Here is a 24,733-nt window from a genome sequence, read left to right on the forward strand (position 1 = left end):
GGAAGTGAAAAACATGGTTCAAAGCCAATCATCAAAGGAACTTATTGAACAGACTGATAAATATGGAGCCAATAATTATCACCCGCTGCCAATTGTCATTTCCAGGGCGGAAGGTGTCTGGGTGGAAGACCCTGAAGGCAATAGGTACATGGACATGCTTAGTGCTTATTCGGCTGTCAACCAGGGGCACCGCCATCCCAAAATCATTCAGGCACTGAAGGACCAGGCAGACAGGGTTACCCTGACATCAAGAGCTTTTCATAATGACCAGCTTGGGCCTTGGTACGAGCGGATTTGCAAGCTTGCAAACAAAGAGATGGCCCTGCCTATGAATACAGGGGCAGAAGCGGTTGAAACGGCCATTAAAAGTGCTCGCCGCTGGGCTTATGATGTCAAGGGCGTGGCAGAAAACCAGGCGGAGATCATTGCCTGCATCGGCAACTTCCACGGCCGGACGATGGCGGCTGTATCCCTTTCCTCCGAAGCAGAGTACAAGCGTGGATTTGGACCGATGCTCCCTGGAATTAAATTGATTCCTTACGGCGATCTTGAAGCGCTTAAAGCGGCGATTACCCCAAACACGGCTGCTTTTTTAATCGAGCCTATCCAGGGAGAGGCCGGCATTGTCATTCCCCGGGAAGGCTTCCTGAAAGAAGCTTTCGAGCTTTGCAAGCGGCAGAATGTCCTGTTTATTGCGGATGAAATCCAGGCAGGGCTTGCACGCTCAGGCAAAATGTTTGCCTGCGAGTGGGAAAATGTAGAACCGGACATGTACATTCTTGGCAAGGCTCTTGGAGGCGGAGTGTTCCCAATTTCCTGTGTGGTGGCCAATAAGGAAATCCTGGGCGTCTTCAATCCGGGCTCCCACGGCTCCACTTTTGGCGGAAATCCAATGGCCTGCGCCGTTTCCATTGCCGCACTTGATGTACTGGTTGACGAGAATCTTGCAGAACGTTCGCTCGAACTTGGCAGCTATTTTATGGGCAAGCTTGAGGAAATCCATAGTTCTGCCATCAAGGAAGTTCGCGGCCGCGGGCTTTTCATTGGCGTCGAGCTGAATGAGCCGGCCCGCAAATACTGTGAAGCTCTAAAAGAGGAAGGCCTGCTGTGCAAGGAAACACATGATACCGTCATCCGTTTCGCCCCGCCACTTGTGATCACGAAAGAAGAGCTGGACTGGGCGATCGAAAGGATTCAGAAAGTATTGGGTGAGATCCAGTAAGGAAATCAAAAGACAGGGACGCGGGGGAAAGTGACGCGTTCCTGTCTTTTTTTGCTTCGGAAGGGTGTAGAGGCGAGTTTTTGGGGAGGTTTGGGAATTTCGGGTACTTATGGGAAGCGTCAGAACCTTTTTTTGGTGGGTGGTGTGAATATTGGGTACTGAGGAGGAGTATCAGAGCCCTTTTTTGGTGGATTGGAAGAATTTTGGGGCACTGATGAGGTGTGTCAGATACCTTTTTTGGTGTTTTGCATGAATTTTAAGTACTGAGGAGAGGTTTCAGAGCCCTTTTTTGATGGTTTGCATGAATTTCGGGTACTGATGGGGAGTGTCAGATACCTTTTTTGGTGATTTGCGTGAATTTTGGGTTCCGAGGACAAGTCTCAGATACCTTTTTTGATGGCTAGCATGGATTTCGGGTTCTGAGAGCACGCCTCAACGTCTGTTTTTCAGCATTCCAAAGATTTTAAGGCCAGGAGAGCATCTCTCAAGGCCTTTGTTCATCAAGGATAGCGCACTTTCGTTAACAGCCAGCTCCACCCAAATTCCTTCCTAATATTATTTCCGCTCAAGACCTGCTCTCATAAAAGCGATTCTTCTCAGGGAGGCGCTGCTGAAATCTGCATGGCTTCTGGTCTGCAGCCTTTCCCTGATTTGATTTTTCCCTTGCAAAGGCTGGTATTTTGAATCATAGGGTTCCATTTGAAAATCCTCCTCTCTTTTTTTTATTTTGCTCATGTGTGGCAAACTGAAACCTTCCGCATCATTCATCCGTAATTAAAGATGAAAGTTCTTTTGGCGGATTAATTTAAAATCTAAGGGAATACATCTTTATAGTAGAGGGAGTAACTGCCTGAAATATACTTTCAGGATCCAAAGCCGTCACCCGGACTGATGTCCCGGCTTTGGAAACTTTCCGGGTTTTGTGAGACTCTATGGCGCTGGCTGTAGGGTCTTTCCTAATTTGATAAAATTCCTGGTAAAAAGTGATACTAATGTCAATTGTGTGTCTAGGCCCGATCAGCTAGGCTGTAGCATATATGAAAGCCGAATTGGAAGGAGATGTTCCAACGTGAATGACTTTTTTAGGAAAACATCGGAAGAAGTACTGAACGATTTGGAAGTGACCCAAAAAGGCCTGACGGCTGAGGAGGTGGAAAGAAGGCGGGAGCAGTATGGGTTTAACGAATTGGCAGAGGAAAAGCGTAAAACCGCTTTTCAGGTGTTCCTTGAGCAATTTAAAGACTTCCTCGTCATCATCCTGATTGCAGCCGCCTTAATCTCAGCCTTTTTGGGCGAGCTTGAAAGCACGATCGTCATCGTGGTTGTCGTCATCCTTAATGCGGTTCTGGGCACGGTCCAGCACCGCAAAGCAGAGCAAAGCCTAAACAGCCTGAAGGCTTTATCGTCGCCAACTGCTAAGGTCCTCCGAGATGCACAGAAGGTTGAAATTCCCTCAAGGGAAATCGTCGTTGGTGATATTCTTTATCTCGATGCAGGAGATTTTGTCTCTGCCGACGGAAGGATCCTTGAGAACCACAGCCTGCAGGTGAACGAAAGCTCGCTGACAGGCGAATCATTGAGTGTGCTGAAGGAAACCGGGAAAATCGACCAGGAAGATGTTCCGATCGGCGACAAGAAAAATATGGTGTTTTCAGGCAGCTTTGTTACATATGGCAGGGGAGTTGTCGTCGTTACCAGCACCGGAATGAACACCGAGATTGGCAAAATCGCCAATTTGCTGGAGTCGGCGAAAGATAAGAAAACACCGCTGCAAAACAGCCTGGACCAGTTTGGCAAAAAGCTGGCGATTGCCATCATAGCCCTTGCCATCATCATATTTGCGCTTGACCTGTTCAGAGGCAATGACCTGGTTGATTCATTCATGTTTGCCGTTGCACTGGCCGTCGCCGCCATTCCGGAGGCACTAAGTTCTATCGTAACGATCGTCCTCGCTTTCGGAACGCAGAAGATGGCGAAGCAAAATGCAATCGTAAGGAAGCTTCATGCAGTCGAAAGCCTTGGCAGCATCTCGGTGATCTGTTCCGATAAAACAGGAACGCTTACCCAGAACAAGATGACGGTGCAAAAAGTTTATGTGGATAACAGGGTGGTTGAGCATGACAAGCTGGATTTGAAAAATCCGGTTGAAGAGCGGCTGCTTTTAATGTCCCTGTTATGCAACGATTCCGTTACGATTGAACAAAAGGAAATTGGCGATCCTACCGAGGTCGCGCTCGTTAATTTCGGTGAGGGGTATCAGTACGATGAACTGAAGATCAGGAAAGAGTATCCGCGCATCGGGGAGCTGCCTTTTGACTCGGACCGGAAGCTGATGAGTACGGTGAACAAGTATGAAGGCAAATCCTATATGGTGACAAAAGGGGCGCTTGATGTCCTGCTTTCGAGGATCGTCAAAATCGAGACTAGCGAAGGTGTTTATGATTTTACCGATAAACACAGGAAGGAAATTGAAGAAATCAACCGTAGCTTCTCGAACGATGGCCTCAGGGTGCTGGGTTTCGCCTACAAGGAAGTGAAGGATGGAGACATCAGCTTTGATGACGAGAATGGGCTGACTTTTGCTGGCCTCATTTCGATGATGGACCCTCCGAGGGAAGAGTCGTATGATGCTGTGGCAGCCTGTATTGAAGCCGGCATTAAGCCTGTCATGATCACTGGGGACCACAAAATCACCGCAGCCGCCATAGCCAGGCAGATTGGCATTTTAATGGATGAGTCTGAGGCGGTGGAAGGGTCTGAAGTGGAAAAATGGAGCGATGAAAAACTGAAGGAAAAGGTAGCCGGCATCTCTGTTTACGCCCGCGTTTCCCCCGAGCACAAAATCAGGATTGTCAAGGCGTGGCAGGAAAAAGGGAATGTGGTTGCCATGACAGGGGACGGGGTCAATGACGGCCCTGCGCTGAAGCAGGCTGACATCGGGGTGGCGATGGGCATCACCGGTACGGAGGTTGCCAAGGAAGCGTCTTCGATGGTGCTGACGGATGATAATTTCTCCACCATTGTAAAAGCAATTTCAAATGGCCGCAGCATTTATGCGAACATCCAGAATTCAATCCGCTTCCTGCTTGCGGGGAATACAGGCGGAGTCCTGGCTGTCCTTTACGCTTCACTTCTGGCTTTACCGGTCCCGTTCGCTGCTGTCCATTTATTGTTCATAAACCTGCTGACGGACAGCCTGCCTGCAATAGCCATCGGCCTGGAACCGCACCAGAAAAATATCATGAAGGAAAAACCGCGTGATATCCACGTTCCGCTTCTGAATAAATCCTTTGCCCGCCGGGTACTTGTGGAAGGGCTGCTGATTGCAGCAGCCACATTAACTGCTTTCCATATCGGCCTGGCTAAAGGGAGCCATATGCTTGCGATGACGATGGCCTTTTCTACCCTGTGCCTTGCCCGGCTGTTCCATGGCTTTAATGCCAGAAGCCGGCAGTCATTGTTCAAAATAGGGCTGTTTACCAATAAATATCTCTGGCTGGCTGTTATAGTTGGCGTTGTGCTGCTGCATCTTGTACTCCTTCTGCCGCCTCTGATGGGAGTATTCGAAGTTGCGCCTTTGACTCCTGGCCAGTTTGGAACCATTTATGCCCTTGCGCTGTCGCCGCTTGTGCTGATTCAGCTGTACAAGGTTCTTTTCATAAAATAGAAGCTGTGCCTGCACCTGATGGAAAAGGGGCAGGTCTTTTTTTGAAACCAATCTGGAGGTATGCACGTCTATAATAGTCAGAATGGTATTTTAAGAGGGAGAGTCAGCTATGAGAATGTTTAAAACTTTTACGTTGTCCTTATTGCTGTTGTTTTTAGTTCTGGGGAGTGCAGGAATGGCATTTGCCTCCAATAATGATGAGGAAAGCATTAATGAAAAGTTCGGCTTGCCGATTGTTGTATATGGGGAAGCGTTGTCCCAGGCGCAAAAAGATGAGGTCAGAAGGCTTCTTAACGTCAACGACCCTGAAAAGGTGAAGGAGATTACTGTTACAGGGGAAGACCTGGTTTATTATATAAAAGGAGATCGTCACTCCAATATGTATTCTTCCGCCAAAATCACAAGGAAAGATGCTGGTGAAGGTCTTGTTGTCAACCAGGTCACACCGGAGAATATTACGGAAGTAACCGATGAAATGTATGCAAATGCCCTGCTGACAGCTGGCATTCAGGATGCCGTTGTCGATGTGGCTTCACCGGTGAAGGTGAGCGGCCACTCCGCACTTGTCGGCATTTATAAGGCCTACGATGAAGGCGAAGGAGCAGAGCTCAGCAAGGAACGTACAGAAGTAGCCAATGAAGAGCTGAATCTTGCCACCGACCTGGCCAAGAAAGAAGGACTGGACCAGGACAAAGTGAGTGAGCTTTTAACCGAAATCAAAAAGGAGATTGCGGAGCAAAACCCGGCTACAAAAGAGGACATCGAGCAGATTGTGGATGAAAAGCTGAAAACCCTGGAAATTTCCTTGAGTGAGCAGGACCGCCAGCTGTTGATTGACCTGTTTGAAAAAATGCGGAACCTGAACATCAATTTTGGCAATGTCAAATCACAGCTTGAAAACCTGACCCAGGATATCCAGCAGCGGATCGGCGATGCCGTGGGTGACGAAGGATTCCTCCAGACAGTATCCAACTTCTTTAAAGACCTGATCGAAAAAATTAGAAATGCTTTCTCATAAAACGAATGAATTGAAAAACACCGGACCAAGTGATTACACTGTGTCCGGTGTTTTTTTTAAGGGGTCAGGCACTCTGTGATGCTTTAAATCGCTGCATGGGGTCAGGCACTCTGCACCACTTTAATGCGCTAAATCATCCTATAGGCTTTGCGGAGTATTTCAGCCATTTCTGTTACGAGCGGCATTTTTGGATTGGCAATCGTATCCTGGTCATCAAAGGCTTGTTCGGCTAATGCGTCTACTTTTGCTTCAAATTCAGCCAGTTCGACACCGCATGCGGCAATGCTCATCGGCATACCGACTTCCCTGGACAGGCTGGCGACAGCCTGGATCAGGCTTTCTACGCCTTCTTCTGTTGTGCATGCAGGCAGGCCAAGGAAGGATGCGATTTCCGCATACCGCTCGTTGGCGATGAAATGGCCATATTTCGAATACGTCATGAATTTATTCGGCTTTGCCGCATTGTACCGAATCACATGCGGCAGCAGGATTGCATTCGCACGGCCATGCGGAATATTGAACTCGGCACCTATGGCATGCGCCAGGCTGTGGTTGATTCCAAGGAACGAGTTGCCGAACGCCATGCCGGCTATGGTCGAAGCATTATGCATTTTTTCGCGGGCCAGTTCATTGCTGCCATCATGGTAAGCGAGCGGCAGGTACTTGAATACTAGCTGGATTGCCTTTAAAGCCGGACCATCAGTAAAATCATTGGCAAGGACGGATACGTAGGACTCAATCGCATGGGTAAGGACGTCCATTCCCGTGTCTGCCGTGATATGCTTTGGAACGGACATCACAAACTGCGGATCGACAATGGCGACATCCGGTGTCATTTCAAAATCAGCTAGCGGGTACTTGATGTTTGCTTTTTTATCCGAGATGACGGTGAAGGCAGTTACCTCCGAGCCTGTTCCGGAAGTGGTCGGGATGGCGATAAGCCTCGCCTTGCCCCTGAGCCGCGGATATTTGGCCACCCGCTTGCCAGGGTCGAAGAATTTCTGCCTTAAGGCTTCAAAATCTGTGTCCGGATGCTCGTAGTAAAGCCACATGCCTTTAGCGGCGTCAATGACCGAGCCTCCTCCAAGCGCGATGATGGCATCCGGCTGGAATTTCTGCATCCCGTCAGCGCCCCGCTGGATGGTTTCCAGGCTTGGTTCAGTCTCTACTTCTGTAAAGACCTCATATTGGACTGAGGCTGGATGTTTTTTCAGCTGATACAGAACCTTATCAAGGTTTCCGTTCCTGAGCGCGCTTGGGCTTGTTACGATGAAAGCGCGTGTGATGCCAGGCAGTGCGGCAAGGCACTGGATGGAGTTTTTCTCGAAGTAGATTTGCGGCGGCACCTTAAACCATTGTGTATTTACTTGACGTTTGGCCACCTTTTTAATGTTGATCAGATGGGTGGCGCCCACATTGGTGGAGACGGAATTGCCGCCATACGTTCCGCAGCCCAGGGTCAGGGAAGGCAGGGAAGAGTTGTAGATGTCTCCAATCGCCCCATGTGTGGAAGGAGTGTTGATGCTGATCCTTCCGGCCTTCATCCTCAGGGCAAACTCATCGATTACCTGGTGTGAGGAGGAATGGATGGCTGCCGAATGCCCAAGACCGCCATATGCCAGGATGTCTTCGCATTTTTTGAGTCCGTCCTGCAGGCTGCCTGCTTTGTAGCAGGCGAGGACGGGGCTTAGCTTTTCGCAGGAAAGCGGGTGTTTCGGACCGATTCCTTTCAATTCGGCAATAAGGATCTTTGTTTCCCTTTGCACGCTGATGCCGGCCATATGGGCGATAGCATAGGCTGGCAGGCCCACGATAACCGGATTGAGGGCCCCGCTCTGTTCCTGAATCGCCACTTTTTCCAGCTGCAGCCTTTCTTCCTCATTCAGGAAATAGCAATTGTTGTAGATCAATTCCTTTTTAACTTCCGAATAGATTTCCTTATCGATAATCAAAGCCTGTTCGGACGCGCAGATCATGCCGTTATCGAAGGTTTTCGAAAGGATCAGGTCATTGACGGCGCTCTTGATGTCCGCGCTCTTTTCGATATAGCAAGGAACATTGCCGGGGCCGACTCCAAGGGCCGGCTTGCCGGAGCTGTAGGCTGCCTTCACCATTCCTGTGCCGCCGGTGGCGAGGATGAGGGAAGTCAGCGGGTGGCGCATGAGCGCCTGGCTGGCTTCGAGCGAAGGAATCTCGATCCACTGGATGCAATTCTTTGGCGCACCCGCCTTCACAGCGGCCTCCTGCATCAGCCTCGCGGTCTCACTGCTGCATTTTTGTGCAAGTGGATGGAAGGCAAAGATGATTGGGTTTCTTGTTTTCATGGAAATCAGCGATTTGAAAATCACTGTCGAGGTAGGGTTTGTAATCGGGACGACTCCAGCAATCACGCCGACAGGCTCGGCGATCTCAATCATTCCTTCATGTTCATTTTCGCTGATGATGCCGACGGTTTTGGTTTGCCTGATGTTGTTGTATATGTACTCGGTGGCAAAAATGTTTTTGAACACCTTGTCTTCAAAAACCCCGCGCTGCGTTTCTTCAATCGCCATCTTTGCGAGGCGTTTATGATTCTTAAGGGCGGACATTGCCATTTGTTTAATCACTTCATCGACCATTTCCTGTGTAAAGCTGTGGAATTCCGCTAAAGCTTTTGCTCCGTTTTTCGCGAGTTCATCAACCATCAATACGGCATGCTGTTTCTCCTGTAACTTTTTTTCTTCAACCACCATCATGTACCCCTCCTAATTTGACACCATTTCCCAGAATATAGCATGGGCCTTAAAGAGTGGATGTCGAATCATGCTATGAAAATTGTTGAAATAAGTAGAATCAGCTTAAGTTCATCAAACGTTCAAAATAGCACCAGCCCACTATTGCATCACCGCAAAAAAGAGTGCCTGACCCCCACTGCTTTAAAGGAGCGGGGGTCAGGCACTTTGTGGTGCTTTAAAGAGTTAAACTCCTTTGTAGGCTTTGCGGTAGATATCGGCTAGTTCGGTTACGAGCGGCAGTTTAGGATTGGCGGTGGTGCACTGGTCTTCAAAGGCTCGCTCTGCTAGATACTCTACTTTGCTTTCAAATTCGGCGGCTTCGACCCCATTGGCTTCGATGCTCATTGGGATATCCAGCTCCTGGGCTAGCTTGATGATGGCCTGGACGAGGCTTTCGACGCCTTCTTCCGTTGTGCGGGCTGGCAGGCCCAGGGTTTTCGCAATCTCTGCATAGCGCTTGTCGGCCACAAAATGCTCGTATTTCGGGAAAGCGGCAAACTTCTTCGGCTTTTCTGCATTATAACGGATCACATGGGGCATCAGAATCGTGTTCGAGCGGCCGTGGGCAATCCCGAATTCTGCACCCAGCTTATGGGCGAGGCTGTGGTTAATGCCAAGGAATGCATTGGCAAATGCCATCCCGGCGATGGTGGAAGCATTATGCATTTTCTCGCGTGCCAGTTCATCGCTTCCATTGCGATAGGCTCTTGGCAGATATTCAAACACCAGCTGAATCGCCTTCATGGCCAAACCGTCTGTATAGTCATTGGCCATGACGGAAACATAAGCCTCGATTGCGTGAGTCAGGACATCCATTCCCGTATCGGCTGTAACCACTTTTGGCACCGTCATGACAAACTGCGGGTCAATAATGGCCACGTCAGGAGTCAATTCATAGTCAGCCAAAGGATATTTGATATTTGCTTTCTTATCTGTGATGACCGAGAAGGAAGTTACTTCAGAGCCTGTTCCGGATGTGGTCGGAATGGCGACAAACTGAGCCTTATGCCCCAAGTTTGGATACTTGACAATCCGCTTGCGGATATCCATGAACTTCTGCTTCAATCCATGGAAGTCGGCATCCGGATATTCGTAGAACAGCCACATTCCTTTGGCGGCGTCCATTGCCGATCCGCCACCCAGGGCAATGATGACATCCGGCTGGAAGTTCGCCATCATTTCCGCCCCTTTCATGACTGTCTCGATGCTTGGATCAGGCTCCACATCCGAGAAAATTTCACAATGGACATAATCAGGGCGTTTTCTCAGGTAATATAGCACTTTATCAACATAGCCAAGCTTTACCATGCCAGGATCTGTAACAATCAGCGCTTTTGAGATTTTCGGCATTTTTGCCAGATACTGAACTGAATTTTTCTCGAAGTATATTTTTGACGGTACCTTGAACCATTGCATGTTTGCATTCCTTCTCGCTACTTTTTTTACATTGATAAGGTGAATGGAGCCGACATTGGTAGAAACAGAGTTTCCGCCATACGTTCCGCAGCCCAGCGTTAATGAAGGCATATAGGCATTGTAGATGTCGCCGATGGCCCCCTGGGAGGACGGCGCATTGACGATGATCCGGCCGGCCTTCATGCGCAGTCCGTATCCTTTGATGACTTCCTGGTCGGTTGAATGAATGACAGCTGAATGTCCAAGACCGCCAAACTCCAGCATTTCCTCTGACCGCTGGAAGCCTCCCTCCGTGCTGTTTGCCCGGTAGCACGCCAGCACTGGGCTCAGTTTTTCACGGGAAAGCGGGTATTGCGGCCCGACTCCATCAAGCTCGGCAACAAGAATTTTGGTATCTTCAGGAACCGCTACGCCTGCCATTTCGGCTATTTTCCATGCTGGCATTCCGACGATATCCGCGTTTACAGCGCATGTATTTTCATTGATAACCAGTTTTTCAACCTTCCGTATTTCCTCTTCATTTAGGAAATAACAGCTATGAGAGGCCATTTCCTGTTTAACTTCCTCGTATATTTCCTTATCGATGATAACAGCTTGTTCGGATGCACAAATCATCCCATTATCGAAGGTCTTCGACAGGATCAAGTCGTTTACTGAACGCTTGATGCTGGCGGTTTTTTCAATATAGCATGGAACATTTCCGGGACCCACGCCAAGGGCCGGTTTCCCTGAGCTGTAAGCGGACTTGACCATGCCGGAACCTCCGGTGGCCAGAATTAGCGAAACCTTGGAATGATTCATCAGTTCCCTTGTTGCTGCGACAGAAGGAGTTTCAATCCACTGGATGCAGTTCTCCGGAGCTCCAGCTTTTATCGCGGCATCCCTGAGCAATCTGGCTGCTTCACTGCTGCATTTTTGGGCAGATGGGTGAAAGGCGAAGATGATTGGGTTTCTGGTTTTAATGGAAATCAAAGCTTTGAACATGGTTGTCGAGGTAGGGTTTGTAACCGGAGTAACTCCGGCAATGACCCCAACAGGCTCTGCTATTTCAAGGATGCCATCATGTTGATTTTCGCTGATGATGCCGACCGTTTTATCGTATTTAATATTGTGGTAAACATATTCGGTCGCGAACATGTTTTTAATGATTTTATCCTCATATACGCCCCGCTTCGTTTCATCGACTGCCAGCCGGGCGAGGACCATATGCTGATCAAGGCCTGCGAGAGCCATTTCTTTCACAATGTCGTCGATCTGTTCCTGGATGAAACCCCTGAATTCATCAAGCGCCTTCAACCCTTTTTCAACCAATTCGTCAACCATATCAAGTACCTGGGTTTGTTTCAGTTCCTGTTCTGAAATTGCCATTGCAAATCCCTCCAAGTTAATTTGTGAAAAATTTCACAAGTTTAGTCGAAAAAATTATCCGCAAACCGGATTGCGAAGAACTTTCTCAAAATAAATATCATTGGTGATCCGGGAACATTTCTTGACGATTATCACATAGTTGACTGTCCAAATGACGGCAGGAATAGTGTCATTTTCTTTAATCATCATCGCTTCAAATTCATCACCGGCAGCTTCCTCGAAGGTTTCAAGAGTGTAGGTTTCAGTATCGGTTGAAAAAGTGACCCATTCGCATTTGATCATTTTTAATCACCTCGTAGTATTGAATATCCTTCCTGACTTAAATATAGCATGAACAATGCTGGAAAGATTGTGAAGGATTGAACAAACTTTGTCGGTTTATGAATCGCTTTCATTAGGAATAAAAGCTCGGATATTCAAAGGATTTTAGCATGTTCACTTAAAAAACGAATATGTTTTATAAAGGCATTTGGCAGGCTGGGAACGGATATAAACAATTCCAATCTATCAATATGCCACCCCCTTTTATATTCAAAACTATAAAGCCTATCTCCTCCTCTCGGGAAATTGATTCATTTTTATGAATATATGATAAAATTCCCAAGTTTTAATTTATACTAATAGTAGAAACATGAGGAGGGAGTGGGGAAGAAATGGGCATTGAACATGTCAACCTGGGGGAAATTTTGAATGCCTTAAGAGTTTATAAGGGGATGTCTGCTGAAGAATTGGCAATGGGTATTTGTTCTCCGGAAGACTTGCTTCAGTTTGAAAAGAATAAAAAGTATCCTGCGATTGATCAGCTCTATAACATTGCGTCCAAACTCAATGTAGATTTAATCCAGTTTTTTGATTTTGCTGAGGCAGGCACATACAACTATGTGACAGCTGTGTTTGACCTGGTGAAGAAATACAAACGGGAACGAAACTACGAGGCTATCTATGAGATTGTAAATCGGGAGAAAATCAACCCTCTATTCAACCTGTCTTCGAACAAACAATTCTTATTATGGCATGAAGCTGTGTCCCTGTATTATCTGGGCGAAGCAGGGAACAGGAAGAAGGCAGAGGCTGTTGAGATGCTCCATGAAGCTCTAAGGCTCACGAATCCGACAAGAAAAGGCTTGACCGAGAGGGAAGTTGAAATTCTTATCGCCATTGCCCTGATTGAAAAAGATGATCAGCAATATGAGAAGGCTATCAGTTTTTTGAGGGAAGCACTTGATGCTCTGGAGGAACTTCCGGTCGTCAGTGATCCAAGGGTCTGGCTCAGGGCTCTGTTCGGCATGGCCCAGTCGCTCTCTAATTTGGGAAGGTTTGAAGAATCTCTCATTTACAGCAATAAAGGAATCAGCCAATGTGTCAATGATGAAATCATGTATTTGTTCGGCGAGTTTTACTATCAATCGGGGCTCAATTATATCGAAATTGGCAACCTGCAAAAGGGAAAGGATTTTTGGGAGAAATCCGTTCAGGCCTTTACCTTGCAGGAAAACAAGTTTTTTGTAAATTTAGTAAATTCACAATTGGAAAAATTAATCAATTAATGGTACGATAGACGTATTATTAGTGACTGAAAGGAGCATCAAGATGAGAAAAAAACTGATTGTCTCAATTCTGTTTTTTGGATTATTAGGTTCGTCCCTGTTTTTCGGCAATACGATGGATACGGCCGGCAAGTATATTGACCTTCCTACTCAGCATAGTTTCGAGGTGGCCGGCAAGTACATTGACCTTCCGACCCAGCACAGCTTTGAGGTGGCTGGCAAGTACATTGACCTTCCGACTCAGCACAGCTTCGAGGTGGCCGGCAAGTATATTGATCTTCCGACTCAGCACAGCTTCGAACTGGCTTAGATTCTTCCCGTGACTGTCCTTTAATAACTTAGAATTTTAATGGCCCTGTCCTGTGACAAGGGTCTTTTTTTCGTTCCATCCAATGTGCGTATGCGTGCGGGATATTACTTTACCGCTATATAAGATGGTTGCAAAATGAATCTTCTATTTCCACTTTTAAAACGGAATAAACCACTTTTTAAATAAAATTTTACGACAAATTTCTTTCTGCCTTTTGGAAATCAGCTTAGGAAAATGCAGTAATTTAGGGATTTAACTATGCATTCTCGCCGCTAGCCAGCAAGAATCGATAGAATAGTGAGAAAATTGTCGAACTGATAACGTTTACAAAAAACTGTTTTTTAACAATAATTTAAGTGTTAAAACCCATTTTTTGTATGAAGAATACTTTATTGAAGTCAACCGGGGGATAGGGGGAAGGATTATATGACATATCATCAAAAACCATGGCTAAGGCATTACCACCCGTTAGTAAGCGAACATGTGAATGTTCCGTATAAATCATTGTTTGATCTTCTGGAAAAAGCTGCAGCTGAATATAAGGAAAAGCCGGCCCTGACTTTTTACAGAAGGTCATGGAACTTCATTCAAACAAAGGCAATTGCAGAAGCATTCGCGGCTGCATTAAGCCACAGCGGATTTACAAAAGGCGACAGGCTGGCGATTATGCTCCCTAACAGCCCACATTATATTTTCAGCTTGTTCGGAGGATTCCGGCTGGGCGGCATCAATGTCCAGGTGAACCCGATGTATGTTGAGCGGGAAATCAAACATGTACTGAACGATTCTGGAAGTGAATATATCGTTGTCCTGGACAGTCTCTATCAGCGCATTAAGCAGGTTCAGCCTGGAACAAACTTGAAAAAGGTAGTTGTTGTCAGCCTTGGCGGCGAAAGGATGGCTCTTGGGGACGGCGACCAATATTTTGAGGACTTTATCGCAACAGGCTCCCGGATGCCTGATGTGGCAATCGACATAAAAGAAGATATTGCCATGCTGCAGTACACGGGAGGAACGACCGGAGTGGGCAAAGGGGTCATGCTGACACACAATAACCTGCTATCCAACGTTGTCCAGGTTTGTGATTTTGTCTACAGGGCCTATGGGGACCAGCGGCCCGCCGACTTGAAAATGATTAGTGTCCTCCCAATGTTCCATGTGTTTGGACTTTCCTGCAATGCACTTGCCGGGATTAGAGAGGGAGCTAATCAGCTGGTATTGCCGCGCTTTGATCCAGGTGAGGTAATTGAAGTCGTGAAGAGGGAGAAGCCATTCCAAATGTCTGCAGTGCCAACGATGTATTTTGCATTAAACAACCATCCACACCTCGCGGAGAGCGGCTTTGGGAACGTCAATTATTTAAGCAGCGGCGGCGCTCCCCTGCCAGTTGAACAAATCAATGCATTTGAAAGCAAAACGGGGAGCAGGATCCTTGATGGCTACGGCCAATCGGAATTATCGCCATCCCCCATTTTCAACCCGCCGTTCCTAGCGCCTAAGCCGGGCAGTGTCGGTATTCCGGTCCCCGGGACGGAGGTAAGGGTTGTTGAGATCACAGAGGATGGCCTGGCAGATGTGCCTGTTGGAGAGGCTGGCGAACTGGCTGTCAAGGGCCCGCAGGTGATGAAGGGGTATTGGAATCGTCCGAAGGATACCGAGGCGGCAATCCGGGATGGATGGCTATTGACCGGTGACATTGTGAAAATGGATGAAGATGGCTATTTTTACATACTGGACAGGAAAAAAGATATGATTATTGCCTCAGGCTATAATGTCTACCCGCGCGAGGTTGAAGATGTCCTCTACCAGATAGAAGGAGTGGACGAGGCGATTGTCGTGGGTGTCCCCGATGAATATCGTGGAGAAACGGTAAAGGCGTTTCTAAAACTAAAAGCAGGTGCGGAGCTGGCGGCAGAAGACATCATCCTTTATGCGAAGCAGAATCTTGCTCCATATAAAGTGCCAAAGCAGGTTGAACTTCTTGAGGACCTGCCTAAATCTTCTGTTGGGAAACTGCTCAGAAGAGTATTGCGGGATGAAGAAATACAAAAAGCCCCAAAAGTTGGAGTATAAAGCGGGAGGAGACATTTAGGATGAATGGTCAGGATTTATTCAGCCTTAAAGGGAAGACAGCCATTGTGACCGGCGGCGGCCGCGGGCTAGGGGAACAGATTGCAACCATTTTTGCGGAGGCGGGTGCCAATGTCGTGGTTTGTTCCAGAAATGAGGAAACATGCAAGGACATAAGCAAAAGGCTGGAAGAAAAGGGAGTCCGTTCTCTTGGGTTGGGATGCGATGTTTCGAGGCAGGATGACATCGCCCGTGTAGTAGAAGAAACGATGAAGGAATTCGGGCGGATTGATATTTTAGTTAATAATAGCGGGACTAGCTGGGGCGCTCCCGCCCTCGAGATGCCAGTTGATAAATGGGACAAAGTCATGGATATCAATCTCAAGGCGGTATTTCTGTTTTCGCAGGCTGTGGGCAGAATCATGAAAGAGCAGGGCTCAGGAAAGATCATCAATATTGCCTCTGTCGCCGGAATTGGCGGCCAGGACCCAAGAATGATGGATGCCATCGGCTATGCAACCAGCAAAGGCGCGGTTATCACACTGACAAAGGACTTTGCCGTAAAGCTTGCCCCATATAATGTCCATGTCAATGCCATCGCGCCGGGCTTCTTCCCGACAAAGATGGGCAAAGGTGTCATCGACCATGCAGGGGAGGTAATTCTTGACCGGACACCAGCCCGCCGCTTTGGTTCCGATGACGACATGAAAGGCCCGGCCCTGTTCCTGGCTTCCGGTGCTTCGGATTATGTGTTTGGCCATATCCTTGCTGTTGACGGCGGAATGTCCGCCCTGGTCTGACAGCGGGTCCAATGAAAGAAGATACCGGGCAGCTATGGCCCGGTATCCAGATTCATGCCTGTTTGGTTAAAAATTCAAGCACTCTTTGATTCACTTCGTCTTGTGCTTCTGTCACATAGAGATGTCCTGCGCCAGGTACCTTGAAGAATTCCGCACCATTGATTTTTTCTTTCAAGGTTACGCCATTTTCAAAAGGAACAAGCAAGTCGGCATCTCCATGGATGACGAGCGTCGGAACGGAAATCCGGTCAAGCTCATCGTACGTATCATGGGCCAGGCATGCCTGAAGCTGCAGCATATAGCACTGTGCAGGAGTCGGGATTTGGAGCCGTGTTCCTATATCTTCTTCGATAGCATCGCGATTTTTCTGGATGAAACCTTCGCTGTAGAGAATGGGAACTGCTGCCCATGCTGCTTCCACCGGGCTGGCGGAGGCCCGGGAAAGCATGGCCATGCCGACTTCAGGGTGAGGCTGGACATGGTTCGCGCCCCCGGAAGTTGTACAGCCAAGAACAAGGGACCGGACCCGGTCAGGGTGGGCAATAGCCAGCCTTTGGGCAATCATGCCCCCCATTGAAATACCATATACATGAGCAGACTCGACACCCGCTGCATCGAGGACGGTCCTGGCATCCTCCGCCATAAGCTCAATGGAATAGGGCGTTTCAGGCTTGGAGCTCCGGCCGGTCCCCCGGTTATCAAACAGGATGACCTGGAAGTGTTCTTCCAGAGCCGGCAGACTTCTCTTCCACGACAGGGAATTGTGTGAAAGACCCATGATGAGCAGCAAAGGCTCTCCTGAACCATGGATTTCATAATATAGCTCAATATCATTTGCTGAGATAAATGGCATAAAAAACGCCTCCTCGTCTATTTATAATCATGATATAATATATGTAATTTTCATATAGTTCAGAACATTGGCACAAGATCAGCCTCTTATTTTTAAAAGTTTGATAGCCGGGAGGAGCCTATGCACCCTTTAGATGAAGATTCAGCAGCGCTATGCAAAAAGATAGAAGAAGAGCTGAATCGCACATACCGTTGTGTTGCGGGTACTGTCCCATTCATGACCCTGGCAGGTGCCGCACTGGAGGCCCATCTGGACCAGGTGGAAAGGGGCAGGAAGCGTTGCAAGGCCATGCTGGACAGCCTCGGCCTGCCTTGCAGTGATGAAGTCGCAGCCATTGCGAAGAGACTGATTAAAAATGAGGCAAGGCTTGACCAATTGGAAGAACATCTTTACGGCACCATGCTCGAGCTGATGCAATCCCGGACGAGATTGTCCCAGCTGTCAGCGGAGCTTGCCGAACTGGCTAACAGTTAAGCTAGTAACTGAAATCAATATCTTTTGAGAGGGTGGAGGAAAATGGCGGAAAAGAAAAAGTCTACTAAAAAAGAGGAAGCAAAATCAGCAGCAAACGCTGAGGTTGAAGCAAAAGCACCGGCAGCAAACGAAGCTGAGGTTGAAGTAAGCGAGGAATTGGAAGAAAGGCTTGAAAAGGCTGCACAGCAGGTACTGGAAGCAAATAAGAAGATGGAGCTCAAGGAAGAGCGGGAGCAGCAGGAACATCCGATGTCAAGCCTTGACCTGATTTGGAAGAGCGCCTTCGAGGAACTCGACGGATGGGCAAAGCGTGCAGACTATCGTGATGAAGTGCTGCTGACGGCTGTAAACCATTACGTGGACAGCGTAAAGCGAAACCGTGAAAATTTGAAGGCGGTAACACATCAGTTTAATAAAGAACTGGCTGATTGGGAAAGAAGCACCAGGGAAGAGCTGCTGATGTCGACTACAGCCATTCAGCATGTACTTCCGATCAAATCCTATGAGGAGATCAATTCTGTTTTTAACAGGATTCAAAAGTCCACTTCCGATATCCTTAAGACCCCTTACCGTCTTGTAGGAAGCGAACAGGCCGCGGACAAATATGCAGCCATGGTCAAGCAATATGTGGAGCTCCGCCAAAAGGGCAGACAAGAATATGTCCGCAGCGTGAAGCAAACGGCCAACCTGGTCTATGAAAACCAGAAGATATTTGTAAACCTTTTCTCAAAGCAAATTAAATCTATTTTCCCATTCAACAAGTATCTGGAAAAGAATGAGGATTTAGTGAAATCATAATATCGGAGGGGTAAAAGTGGCAAAGGATAAATATGATCCGTATCAAAGCTTCAGGCAGATGAGCGAACTTTGGGAACAACAGATGAATACCCTGTTTCAAACCGCAACCAACAATTCCGAATTTGTAAACTTTGCGAAAGCCGGGCTTGAATCACACGCAAAGTATATGGAGCAGTTAAGGAAAAACCAGGAACTGATGGCCAGCGTTATGAATATTCCAACTAAAAGCGATCTCAAGAATATCGCCAGGCTGACCATTCAGGCAGAAGAGAAAATCGATGCGCTTGAAGAACAAATCTGGAACCTTCAGGACAGTTTCAAGGCCATTAACCAGGAAAATATGGGTCTGTTCAGTGAATTGGTGAAAGTCACCAAGCAAATGAAAACGGAGTTGGCAAGGAATGCAAAAGAGCTTGGGGAAACGAAAAAAATGAAGGCTGAGCTGGAGGCGCTGAGAAGTGACCTGGCTGCCGCAAATGACCTAAGAGCAGAAATCCGGGAATTGCGCACGGAACTGGCAGAAGCAAATGCCGTCCAGGCTGAAGTCCAGGAATTGAGGCAGGAACTGGCGCAATTCATGATGAAGGCTGACAAGGAACAAGAAGAGAAAGATTTAGTCCTGGCAGGAGCTGCCGGAAAATAGGCTTAATCGGGAAGTGGGGGAAACAATGGCAACTCAGGCACCATTAAAAGTTCCAGTATTGGACTATGAGAAAGAAATGAATCGCTGGAAGGAAGTTTACAAGATTATCAGCGGACCGGAGCCAACGATTGACCATTCACCAAGACAAATGGTCTGGAGGAAAAATAAATCCGTGTTATGGCACTATCCGGCTGCCGAAAAAAAATACAAGATTCCTCTATTCTTTGTTTATTCGCTTTTTAATAAACCTTATATTTTGGATATCAGCCCTGAAACGAGCGTCATCGGTGGGCTTACCAACCGTGGATATGATGTCTATCTGCTTGATTGGGGCCAGCCTGGCTATGAGGACAATGACATCGGCCTGGATACGTATGTGACAGAGTATTTGGAAAGAGCGGTGAAGCGGGCGCTCCGCCATTCCGGAGCAGAAGAGATCTCCATGGTCGGCTATTGCCTGGGGGGAACAATTGCCTCGATCTTTACATCCATTACCGAATTGCCCATTAAGAACCTTATTGTGGCCACCGTCCCGATTGATTTTAGTACGAGTGTAGCCCCTGGGAAGTGGACGGAAGGGATGAAGGACGGGATGGTCAATATCGACCGTCTGGCGGATGTTTATGGGACCATTCCGGCAGAGTATATATTCATGATGTTCCGCAGCCTTGCCCCATTTTATATCAGTCCTTATGTCAGCTTGCTGACCCGTGCGCACGACAGCAGGTTTGTGGATAAATGGCGCCGGATGAACATGTGGCTGAATGATGCGACTCCTTTTGCCGGGGAAGCTTTCAAACAGTTTTTCAATGAATTAAGCAAGGAGAATAAGCTGGTAAATGGCGGCCTTGTTGTTGCGGGCAGGAACGTGGATCTTAAAAACATCACCTGCAGCTTTTATGCGATTTCTTCCGCCAATGACAACCTTGTCCTTGAGCCGCAAAGCCTGCCAGTCATGGACCTGGTCGGCAGCGAAGACAAAACCTATCAGGTTGTACAGGCTGGCCACGTGTCGCTCGCCCTGACTGGATTGTTTGCCCCGATAGTGGATGAATGGCTTTCCTCCCGCTCGGAAAAGCTTGAAGGCGCAATGGCATGAAAATTTGCGGGAAGGTTCCGCCTTCCCGCGTTTATTTTAAGCGGACGCGTCAAGCCGCTTTGTTTTGGCGGACGCCCGCTGGATGAAATTCCTGACATGCTTGTTAAAGCGTTCTTTTGCTTCGAATTTTGGCACATGGCCGGTATTGCGCATGATGATGAACTCTGAATCGGGGATCAGCTTGTGCATCCATAATTGAATCCATGGCGGGAGGACAGAATCATATTGTCCGGCAATGATAAGCGTCGGCACCTTGATTTTTGGCAGCAGGGAAAGGTTATTAACCGTCATGCAAGCTTTGCCGGAAGCGATGAAAGCATCCCGGTCCGGCTGATAGTAATCGGAGAACTTCCTTATGTTTTCTTCATTCCAGGAATAGAGGCATAGCTGGGCAGCATTCTCGCGCTGGCGGCCTTTTGTCAAAGAGTCGATTTTTGCTTCCCTGTATTTGATATAGAGGGCACCGAATCTCTTCGGCATGTAATGGAATGTGCAGGTCAAAATCAATGAACGGCACATCCCGGGAGCCTGCCGGTAAATTTCCTGTGCTACCGCTCCGCCCATTGATAATCCCAAAATGTGTGCGCTTTCAATTGAAAGCTCCTTCAGCAGCCCAATGACGTCTTTTGCAAAGTTTTCGATTGATATGCCCTCAAGTGTTTTATATTCGCCGTGTCCACGCAAATCGGGAATAATCAACTCATATTCTTCAGCAAGTTCAAATTGATTCTGCCATCCTTCTTTCACTTCACCAAGTCCGTGGATCAGCACCAATGGTTCCCCGCTGCCAAAATGCAGATAGGGAATCCCCGCTTTGCTTACTTTCGACCTAGTCATATACAACCACCTTTGATTTTTTTATTATGCCTTATTGCCGCTTTTGGCAGATTCTAAACGTTCACAAAGTTTCCTTACATTTTAAGTATATTCGGCGATAATTTGATGTTTACCGTAAGTGTAAAAAACATATAGATGATACTATTTTGATATTTGTAAAAGACAAAGAACCCCATAGATTCAGCTCCATTCCTTAAGTGGAAACGGGCCGGAGGTGTTTGAACTGGAAATACTCTGGAAAGCTTCTGGGATGGGATTTTTGGCTTGGTGAAAACCATTGGGCAGGCTATCGCATTCCTTGTCTCTGATTTTGTGCTTTTAGCATCATGCCAAAGATAAAGATTTTGTGGGGATAATATATTTTTAGAAAAATAAAGAAATTTATCTTTAAAATTTTTGTGAATTATGGGGCGTGATTAGACAAAACTCTCCGATTATTGGTTTGTGAATGCCGTATTAATGCACGTTTTCTGGAAAATTTCTTTTAATTTTACAAGCTTTAGGAGAAATTTGTAGACAACTGTCAAATTGTAAACGTTTACAAAATAAAGGAAACAAACAATAATTTAAGTGACTCTTAAAGTTGGCCATACCTTATATAAAGATAATTTAACATTTAAGGAGGAGAGTTGGAGTGGAGACTAAAGGCGGGAAAGAGAAAGGCCCCCCTCCAGAAATAGGGGTACGGGAGGCTGTGGAGCCTTCCGCTTATGAATACGTTTGGCAGAGCCTCATGGGGGAGCTGGAAAGCTGGTTCCGGAATGCAGAGTGGAGGGATGATGTTTTGATTCATTCCCTTGGACAATATGCAGAGAGTGTTAAGCGAAATCAGGAAAATATTCAGCTCGTCACGGCCCAGCTTATGAAGGAAGCCGCCGAATGGGAAAGGACAGCGCGGGAAGAGTTCCTGATGGCGACAACAATCCTTCAGCATTTTTATCCGGTTAAATCGTATGAAGAGATTAATCTATTAATGGACAGAATCCTTCATTCCACGGCTTCGATCCTTCGCGTGCCTTGCGGGAAGAACTGGGACGGGAAATCAGTCGATAAGTCCCTTGAGATGGCGAAGGGATATATGGAGTGGAGAAGAAAGGCAAGGGCGCAATACATACGCCAGATTAAACTTGCCGCAGGCTGCGTTTATGAAAATCAAAAAAGGGCAAACCGCCTGTTGACAGGACAGAATAGGGCGCTCTTCACTTTTGGGCGCATTCGTGATAAGGATGAAAACTAATTATGGAGGAAGGGCACAGCAGGGGATACCCTGCTGTGTTAATTTCCTGAGAATTGAAAGCTAAGTGGTTTTCAAGCGGTTGACTTTTGGGATGAGGTTCTTTTTTGCTGTGACAGGAAGCGGCGGAGATGTGCGTTGAAGGCATTTTTTGCTTCCAGCTTGGCTAGATGGCCGCTGTTTCTAATGATCACAAACTCGGAGCGGAGAATCAGCTTGTGCATCCAAAGCTGCATCCAAACCGGTATGACCGTATCATACTGGCCGGCAATGACCATTGTCGGGACCTGGATTTTGGGCAGCAGGGCATGATTGTTCACTTTGAGGCAGGCTTTAAGGGAGGACACAAACACTTCGCTGTGGGGGCTGTAATGCGGCTCAAATCTTTTGATATTTTCCCTTTTCCAGGAATACAATGCCATCTGGGCGGCACCCTCTTTTTGGCGGCTGTCAGATAAGGATTCCACTTTTGCCTCTCGTCCCTTTAGCATCAGCGGTCCCAGTTTTTTGGGGAAATAATGAAACGTGCTCACAAGGATAAGGGAGCTGCAGATTTCGGGGGCCTGGCGGTACATCTCCTGGGCAACTGCCCCGCCCATCGACAGTCCACAAATGTTGGCGCTTTCAATTTTGAGTTCGGCCAATAACTCAATCACATCCGCAGCGAACCCTTCAATGGAGATATTTTCATAGGCTTCGTCATATTACTGGCCTTGAAGTGTAAAAATATTCTGATTTGACTAAATTTATACTATAGGTGTAAAATACATATAAGGAAACTATTTACAAGGATGTGCATATAGGTGTAAAATACATATAGATGAGGTGATAAATTATGGTAAATAATGAGCGCAGCCAGCCAGTGAATCCATCAAAGAATTTTGTACTCCCATTTATTTTATTGCTACTCAGCAGGGTGTCCCTTCATGGCTACGAACTCAGCCAAAAGCTTCAGGCCTTCGGTTTTAAAAGCATTGACCAGGGGAATCTATACCGGATGCTCCGGCAGCTTGAAAAGGACGAGTTGGTGTCGTCGGAATGGGATACTACTGGAAGCGGTCCTGCTAAAAGAAAATATTCAATTACAAAGGCTGGTATTACATATTTAAAAGGCTATGCCAATCAACTTGAAACCTATCAGTCCATGCTGGACCAATTTTTCAGAATGTACAGCAGTTTTCTGGAGCTCTATATCCCCTCATTTCCGATGAGGGATCAGATAGAGAAAAAAAGCAGTGGAAAGAGGAGGAACGATGATGGCCAAGAAGAATGAAGCTGTAGAAGTTGAAAAACAGGAAGTAGCGGCTGCAGAAGAGGCTGCTGCAAGTGATCTTTTAGTGGACACATTCTGGAACCAATATGAAACATCGCTTGCGCGTGCACGCCAGCTGCGGGAAGTCCAGGAAGAGGCCTTCATGACAGCATTCAAGGAACTCGTCCAATTCAACAAGCAATACAGAAAGTCGGTTGCAAGCTTGTATGAGCAATCAAAAAAGACAAATCTTGAGCTGGCCAAAGGGGTTATGCAGAATATTTCTGACCGCAAGGCAGGAAAGAGCGCTGAAGAAGCCAGGGCAATGGATTATGAGCAAGTGACAAAGCAGCTGAAAGAGGTCACAATGCAGCTCGAAAAGCTGGCATTGACTCCGGTCAAATCGGCTTTTTCCATTATCGACCAGCTCGAGGACAATGTGGAGAAAAGCGCTGAATCCTACCTCGCCTATGCACGCGAGCGCCGTGCCGCATGGCAGCAGGTCACCAATGAATACGTAAAGCAGGCAAGAAAGGTTAATCATCAAGTGGTTGACCGAGTAAGCGAAAAATCCAAAGAACTTGTTAAAGCGTAGAATTATTCCCGAAGTCCATTTTGAATGAATCCAAAGGAACCCATGTCGCCGCCACCGCTAATCCGGTGGTTTTTTTACTGTTAGGATTTTTACATAAAAAAACACAGAAGCCAAAGTAAACTGTATCCTGTGTAGTAGACACTTAAAAAAAAGCGTCTACTGCACAGGATTTTTTTAGGTACAATAGATTACAAATGGTACGGGAGAAGAGTATATGAGTAAAAAGATATTTACAAAAAAAGAGATCGAGATATTATCTAAAAATCCCTATGTAAAATCAGTTAGCCCAAAAGGGATTACCTATACTGATGAGTTTAAGGAGCTCTTTATAGCTCAAAACGAAAAGGGAAAGTTTCCAAGTGAAATATTTAGAGACTGTGGGTTCGACCCAGAAATCGTTGGTAAAAGGCGTATTGATTCAGCAAGTAAAAGATGGCGAGAAGCCTACCGTATGAATGGAGTGATGGGACTCCGTGACACAAGACCAGGAAACTCAGGCAGATCCAGGGAAAGAGAGCTTTCCATCGAAGAAAAATATGCAAGGTTAGAGGCCGAAATTAACCTGTTGAAAGCAGAGAACGAACTATTAAAAAAGATACGATTCGCCGAAAGGGGGATGAAGAAGAAATAAAGTTGGCCGCTGACCAGAAGTTCAACCTTATTCATTCCGTTATTCAAAAATACAAACTAAAAGGGATGGTATCCCACCTCTGTAATGTAGCTGGTGTATCCCGTCAGGGTTACTATAACTACTTT

Annotated in this window: 21 protein-coding genes and 1 pseudogene; 15 read left to right on the forward strand and 7 right to left on the reverse strand. The window is 47.0% G+C overall.

All coding sequences use genetic code 11. From position 1 onward, the window contains the following. Nucleotides 1-13: 13 nt before the first annotated feature. Complete coding sequence (locus WQ57_RS24030; RefSeq protein ID WP_046526174.1) at nt 14-1,222, forward strand: ornithine--oxo-acid transaminase; 1,209 nt, start codon at nt 14-16, stop codon at nt 1,220-1,222. A gap of 555 nt (nt 1,223-1,777) precedes the next feature. Here the strand turns inward: WQ57_RS24030 and WQ57_RS26835 are convergent. After that, a complete protein-coding gene (locus tag WQ57_RS26835) occupies nt 1,778-1,921 on the reverse strand; it encodes a hypothetical protein (RefSeq protein ID WP_156183229.1) in 144 nt (47 codons plus the stop codon). A 370-nt stretch (nt 1,922-2,291) separates the two neighbouring features. Here WQ57_RS26835 and WQ57_RS24035 point away from each other — a divergent pair, with 370 nt between their 5' ends. Together WQ57_RS24035 and WQ57_RS24040 are read left to right on the forward strand one after the other, a co-directional pair. Then, the gene (locus tag WQ57_RS24035) at nt 2,292-4,889 is read left to right on the forward strand and encodes a calcium-translocating P-type ATPase, PMCA-type (protein WP_046526175.1); all 2,598 of its coding nucleotides are present in this window, start codon (nt 2,292-2,294) and stop codon (nt 4,887-4,889) included. Between the two features lie 115 nt (nt 4,890-5,004). Further along, nucleotides 5,005-5,907, forward strand: coding sequence for a DUF1002 domain-containing protein (locus WQ57_RS24040; protein WP_046526443.1), 903 nt, complete (start codon nt 5,005-5,007; stop codon nt 5,905-5,907). A gap of 128 nt (nt 5,908-6,035) precedes the next feature. On the opposite strand, the gene adhE (WQ57_RS24045) is transcribed toward WQ57_RS24040, so the two are convergent. The 3 genes from adhE (WQ57_RS24045) to WQ57_RS24055 form a co-directional block, all read right to left on the reverse strand. Next, complete coding sequence (gene adhE, locus WQ57_RS24045; RefSeq protein WP_046526176.1) at nt 6,036-8,639, reverse strand: bifunctional acetaldehyde-CoA/alcohol dehydrogenase; 2,604 nt, start codon at nt 8,637-8,639, stop codon at nt 6,036-6,038. 225 nt (nt 8,640-8,864) lie between these two features. Continuing rightward, nucleotides 8,865-11,465, reverse strand: a complete 2,601-nt coding sequence (adhE, locus tag WQ57_RS24050; protein WP_046526177.1) for a bifunctional acetaldehyde-CoA/alcohol dehydrogenase — start codon at nt 11,463-11,465, stop codon at nt 8,865-8,867. A gap of 54 nt (nt 11,466-11,519) precedes the next feature. Continuing rightward, nucleotides 11,520-11,747 (reverse strand): hypothetical protein, encoded by a 228-nt coding sequence (locus WQ57_RS24055; RefSeq protein WP_046526178.1) that lies wholly within the window; start codon nt 11,745-11,747, stop codon nt 11,520-11,522. Nucleotides 11,748-12,118: 371 nt separating this feature from the next. Between WQ57_RS24055 and WQ57_RS24060 the strand changes: the two genes are divergently transcribed. The 4 genes from WQ57_RS24060 (at nt 12,119) to WQ57_RS24075 (ending at nt 16,192) form a co-directional block, all read left to right on the forward strand. After that, nucleotides 12,119-13,012, forward strand: coding sequence for a helix-turn-helix domain-containing protein (locus WQ57_RS24060; RefSeq protein WP_046526179.1), 894 nt, complete (start codon nt 12,119-12,121; stop codon nt 13,010-13,012). A gap of 43 nt (nt 13,013-13,055) precedes the next feature. Further along, nucleotides 13,056-13,322, forward strand: coding sequence for a hypothetical protein (locus WQ57_RS24065; protein ID WP_046526180.1), 267 nt, complete (start codon nt 13,056-13,058; stop codon nt 13,320-13,322). 426 nt (nt 13,323-13,748) lie between these two features. Then, a complete protein-coding gene (locus WQ57_RS24070; protein WP_046526181.1) occupies nt 13,749-15,395 on the forward strand; it encodes a long-chain-fatty-acid--CoA ligase in 1,647 nt (548 codons plus the stop codon). Between the two features lie 20 nt (nt 15,396-15,415). Continuing rightward, on the forward strand, nt 15,416-16,192 hold the full coding sequence (locus WQ57_RS24075; RefSeq protein WP_046526182.1) for an SDR family oxidoreductase: 777 nt from the start codon (nt 15,416-15,418) through the stop codon (nt 16,190-16,192). Nucleotides 16,193-16,244: 52 nt separating this feature from the next. On the opposite strand, the gene WQ57_RS24080 is transcribed toward WQ57_RS24075, so the two are convergent. Further along, nucleotides 16,245-17,045: an alpha/beta fold hydrolase gene (locus WQ57_RS24080; RefSeq protein ID WP_046526183.1), complete on the reverse strand. Its 801-nt coding sequence runs from the start codon at nt 17,043-17,045 to the stop codon at nt 16,245-16,247. Nucleotides 17,046-17,165: 120 nt separating this feature from the next. Between WQ57_RS24080 and WQ57_RS24085 the strand changes: the two genes are divergently transcribed. From WQ57_RS24085 to WQ57_RS24100, 4 genes are read left to right on the forward strand one after another with little or no spacing between them, the layout of a single operon-like run. Continuing rightward, nucleotides 17,166-17,519 carry a hypothetical protein gene (locus WQ57_RS24085; RefSeq protein ID WP_046526184.1) on the forward strand — a complete coding sequence of 118 codons (354 nt, stop codon included), beginning with the start codon at nt 17,166-17,168 and terminating at the stop codon, nt 17,517-17,519. A gap of 42 nt (nt 17,520-17,561) precedes the next feature. Next, complete coding sequence (locus WQ57_RS24090) at nt 17,562-18,317, forward strand: hypothetical protein (RefSeq protein WP_046526185.1); 756 nt, start codon at nt 17,562-17,564, stop codon at nt 18,315-18,317. A 16-nt stretch (nt 18,318-18,333) separates the two neighbouring features. Next, nucleotides 18,334-18,960, forward strand: a complete 627-nt coding sequence (locus WQ57_RS24095) for a hypothetical protein (protein ID WP_052948872.1) — start codon at nt 18,334-18,336, stop codon at nt 18,958-18,960. Between the two features lie 25 nt (nt 18,961-18,985). Then, the gene (locus WQ57_RS24100; protein ID WP_052948873.1) at nt 18,986-20,059 is read left to right on the forward strand and encodes an alpha/beta fold hydrolase; all 1,074 of its coding nucleotides are present in this window, start codon (nt 18,986-18,988) and stop codon (nt 20,057-20,059) included. Between the two features lie 36 nt (nt 20,060-20,095). Here WQ57_RS24100 and WQ57_RS24105 read toward each other — a convergent pair whose 3' ends face one another. Beyond that, entirely contained in the window at nt 20,096-20,896 is an 801-nt protein-coding gene (locus WQ57_RS24105) for an alpha/beta fold hydrolase (protein WP_046526186.1), read from the reverse strand. Nucleotides 20,897-21,530: 634 nt separating this feature from the next. On the opposite strand from WQ57_RS24105, the gene WQ57_RS24110 reads away from it, so the two are divergent. Continuing rightward, entirely contained in the window at nt 21,531-22,133 is a 603-nt protein-coding gene (locus WQ57_RS24110) for a hypothetical protein (protein ID WP_052948874.1), read from the forward strand. A gap of 71 nt (nt 22,134-22,204) precedes the next feature. Here WQ57_RS24110 and WQ57_RS24115 read toward each other — a convergent pair whose 3' ends face one another. After that, entirely contained in the window at nt 22,205-22,813 is a 609-nt protein-coding gene (locus tag WQ57_RS24115) for an alpha/beta fold hydrolase (protein WP_084820371.1), read from the reverse strand. A gap of 152 nt (nt 22,814-22,965) precedes the next feature. Here WQ57_RS24115 and phaQ point away from each other — a divergent pair, with 152 nt between their 5' ends. From phaQ to WQ57_RS24130, 3 genes and pseudogenes are all read left to right on the forward strand, one after another. Continuing rightward, nucleotides 22,966-23,403: a poly-beta-hydroxybutyrate-responsive repressor gene (gene phaQ / locus WQ57_RS24120; protein WP_046526187.1), complete on the forward strand. Its 438-nt coding sequence runs from the start codon at nt 22,966-22,968 to the stop codon at nt 23,401-23,403. Continuing rightward, nucleotides 23,384-23,977, forward strand: a complete 594-nt coding sequence (locus WQ57_RS24125) for a hypothetical protein (protein WP_084820372.1) — start codon at nt 23,384-23,386, stop codon at nt 23,975-23,977. The genes phaQ and WQ57_RS24125 overlap by 20 nt, the downstream gene beginning before the upstream one ends. Nucleotides 23,978-24,191: 214 nt before the next feature. Continuing rightward, nucleotides 24,192-24,733 (forward strand): annotated as a pseudogene (locus WQ57_RS24130) (HTH domain-containing protein); the annotation flags it as partial.

It is taken from the genome of Mesobacillus campisalis (assembly GCF_000986785.1).
GTDB lineage: Bacteria > Bacillota > Bacilli > Bacillales > Cytobacillaceae > Mesobacillus_B > Mesobacillus_B campisalis.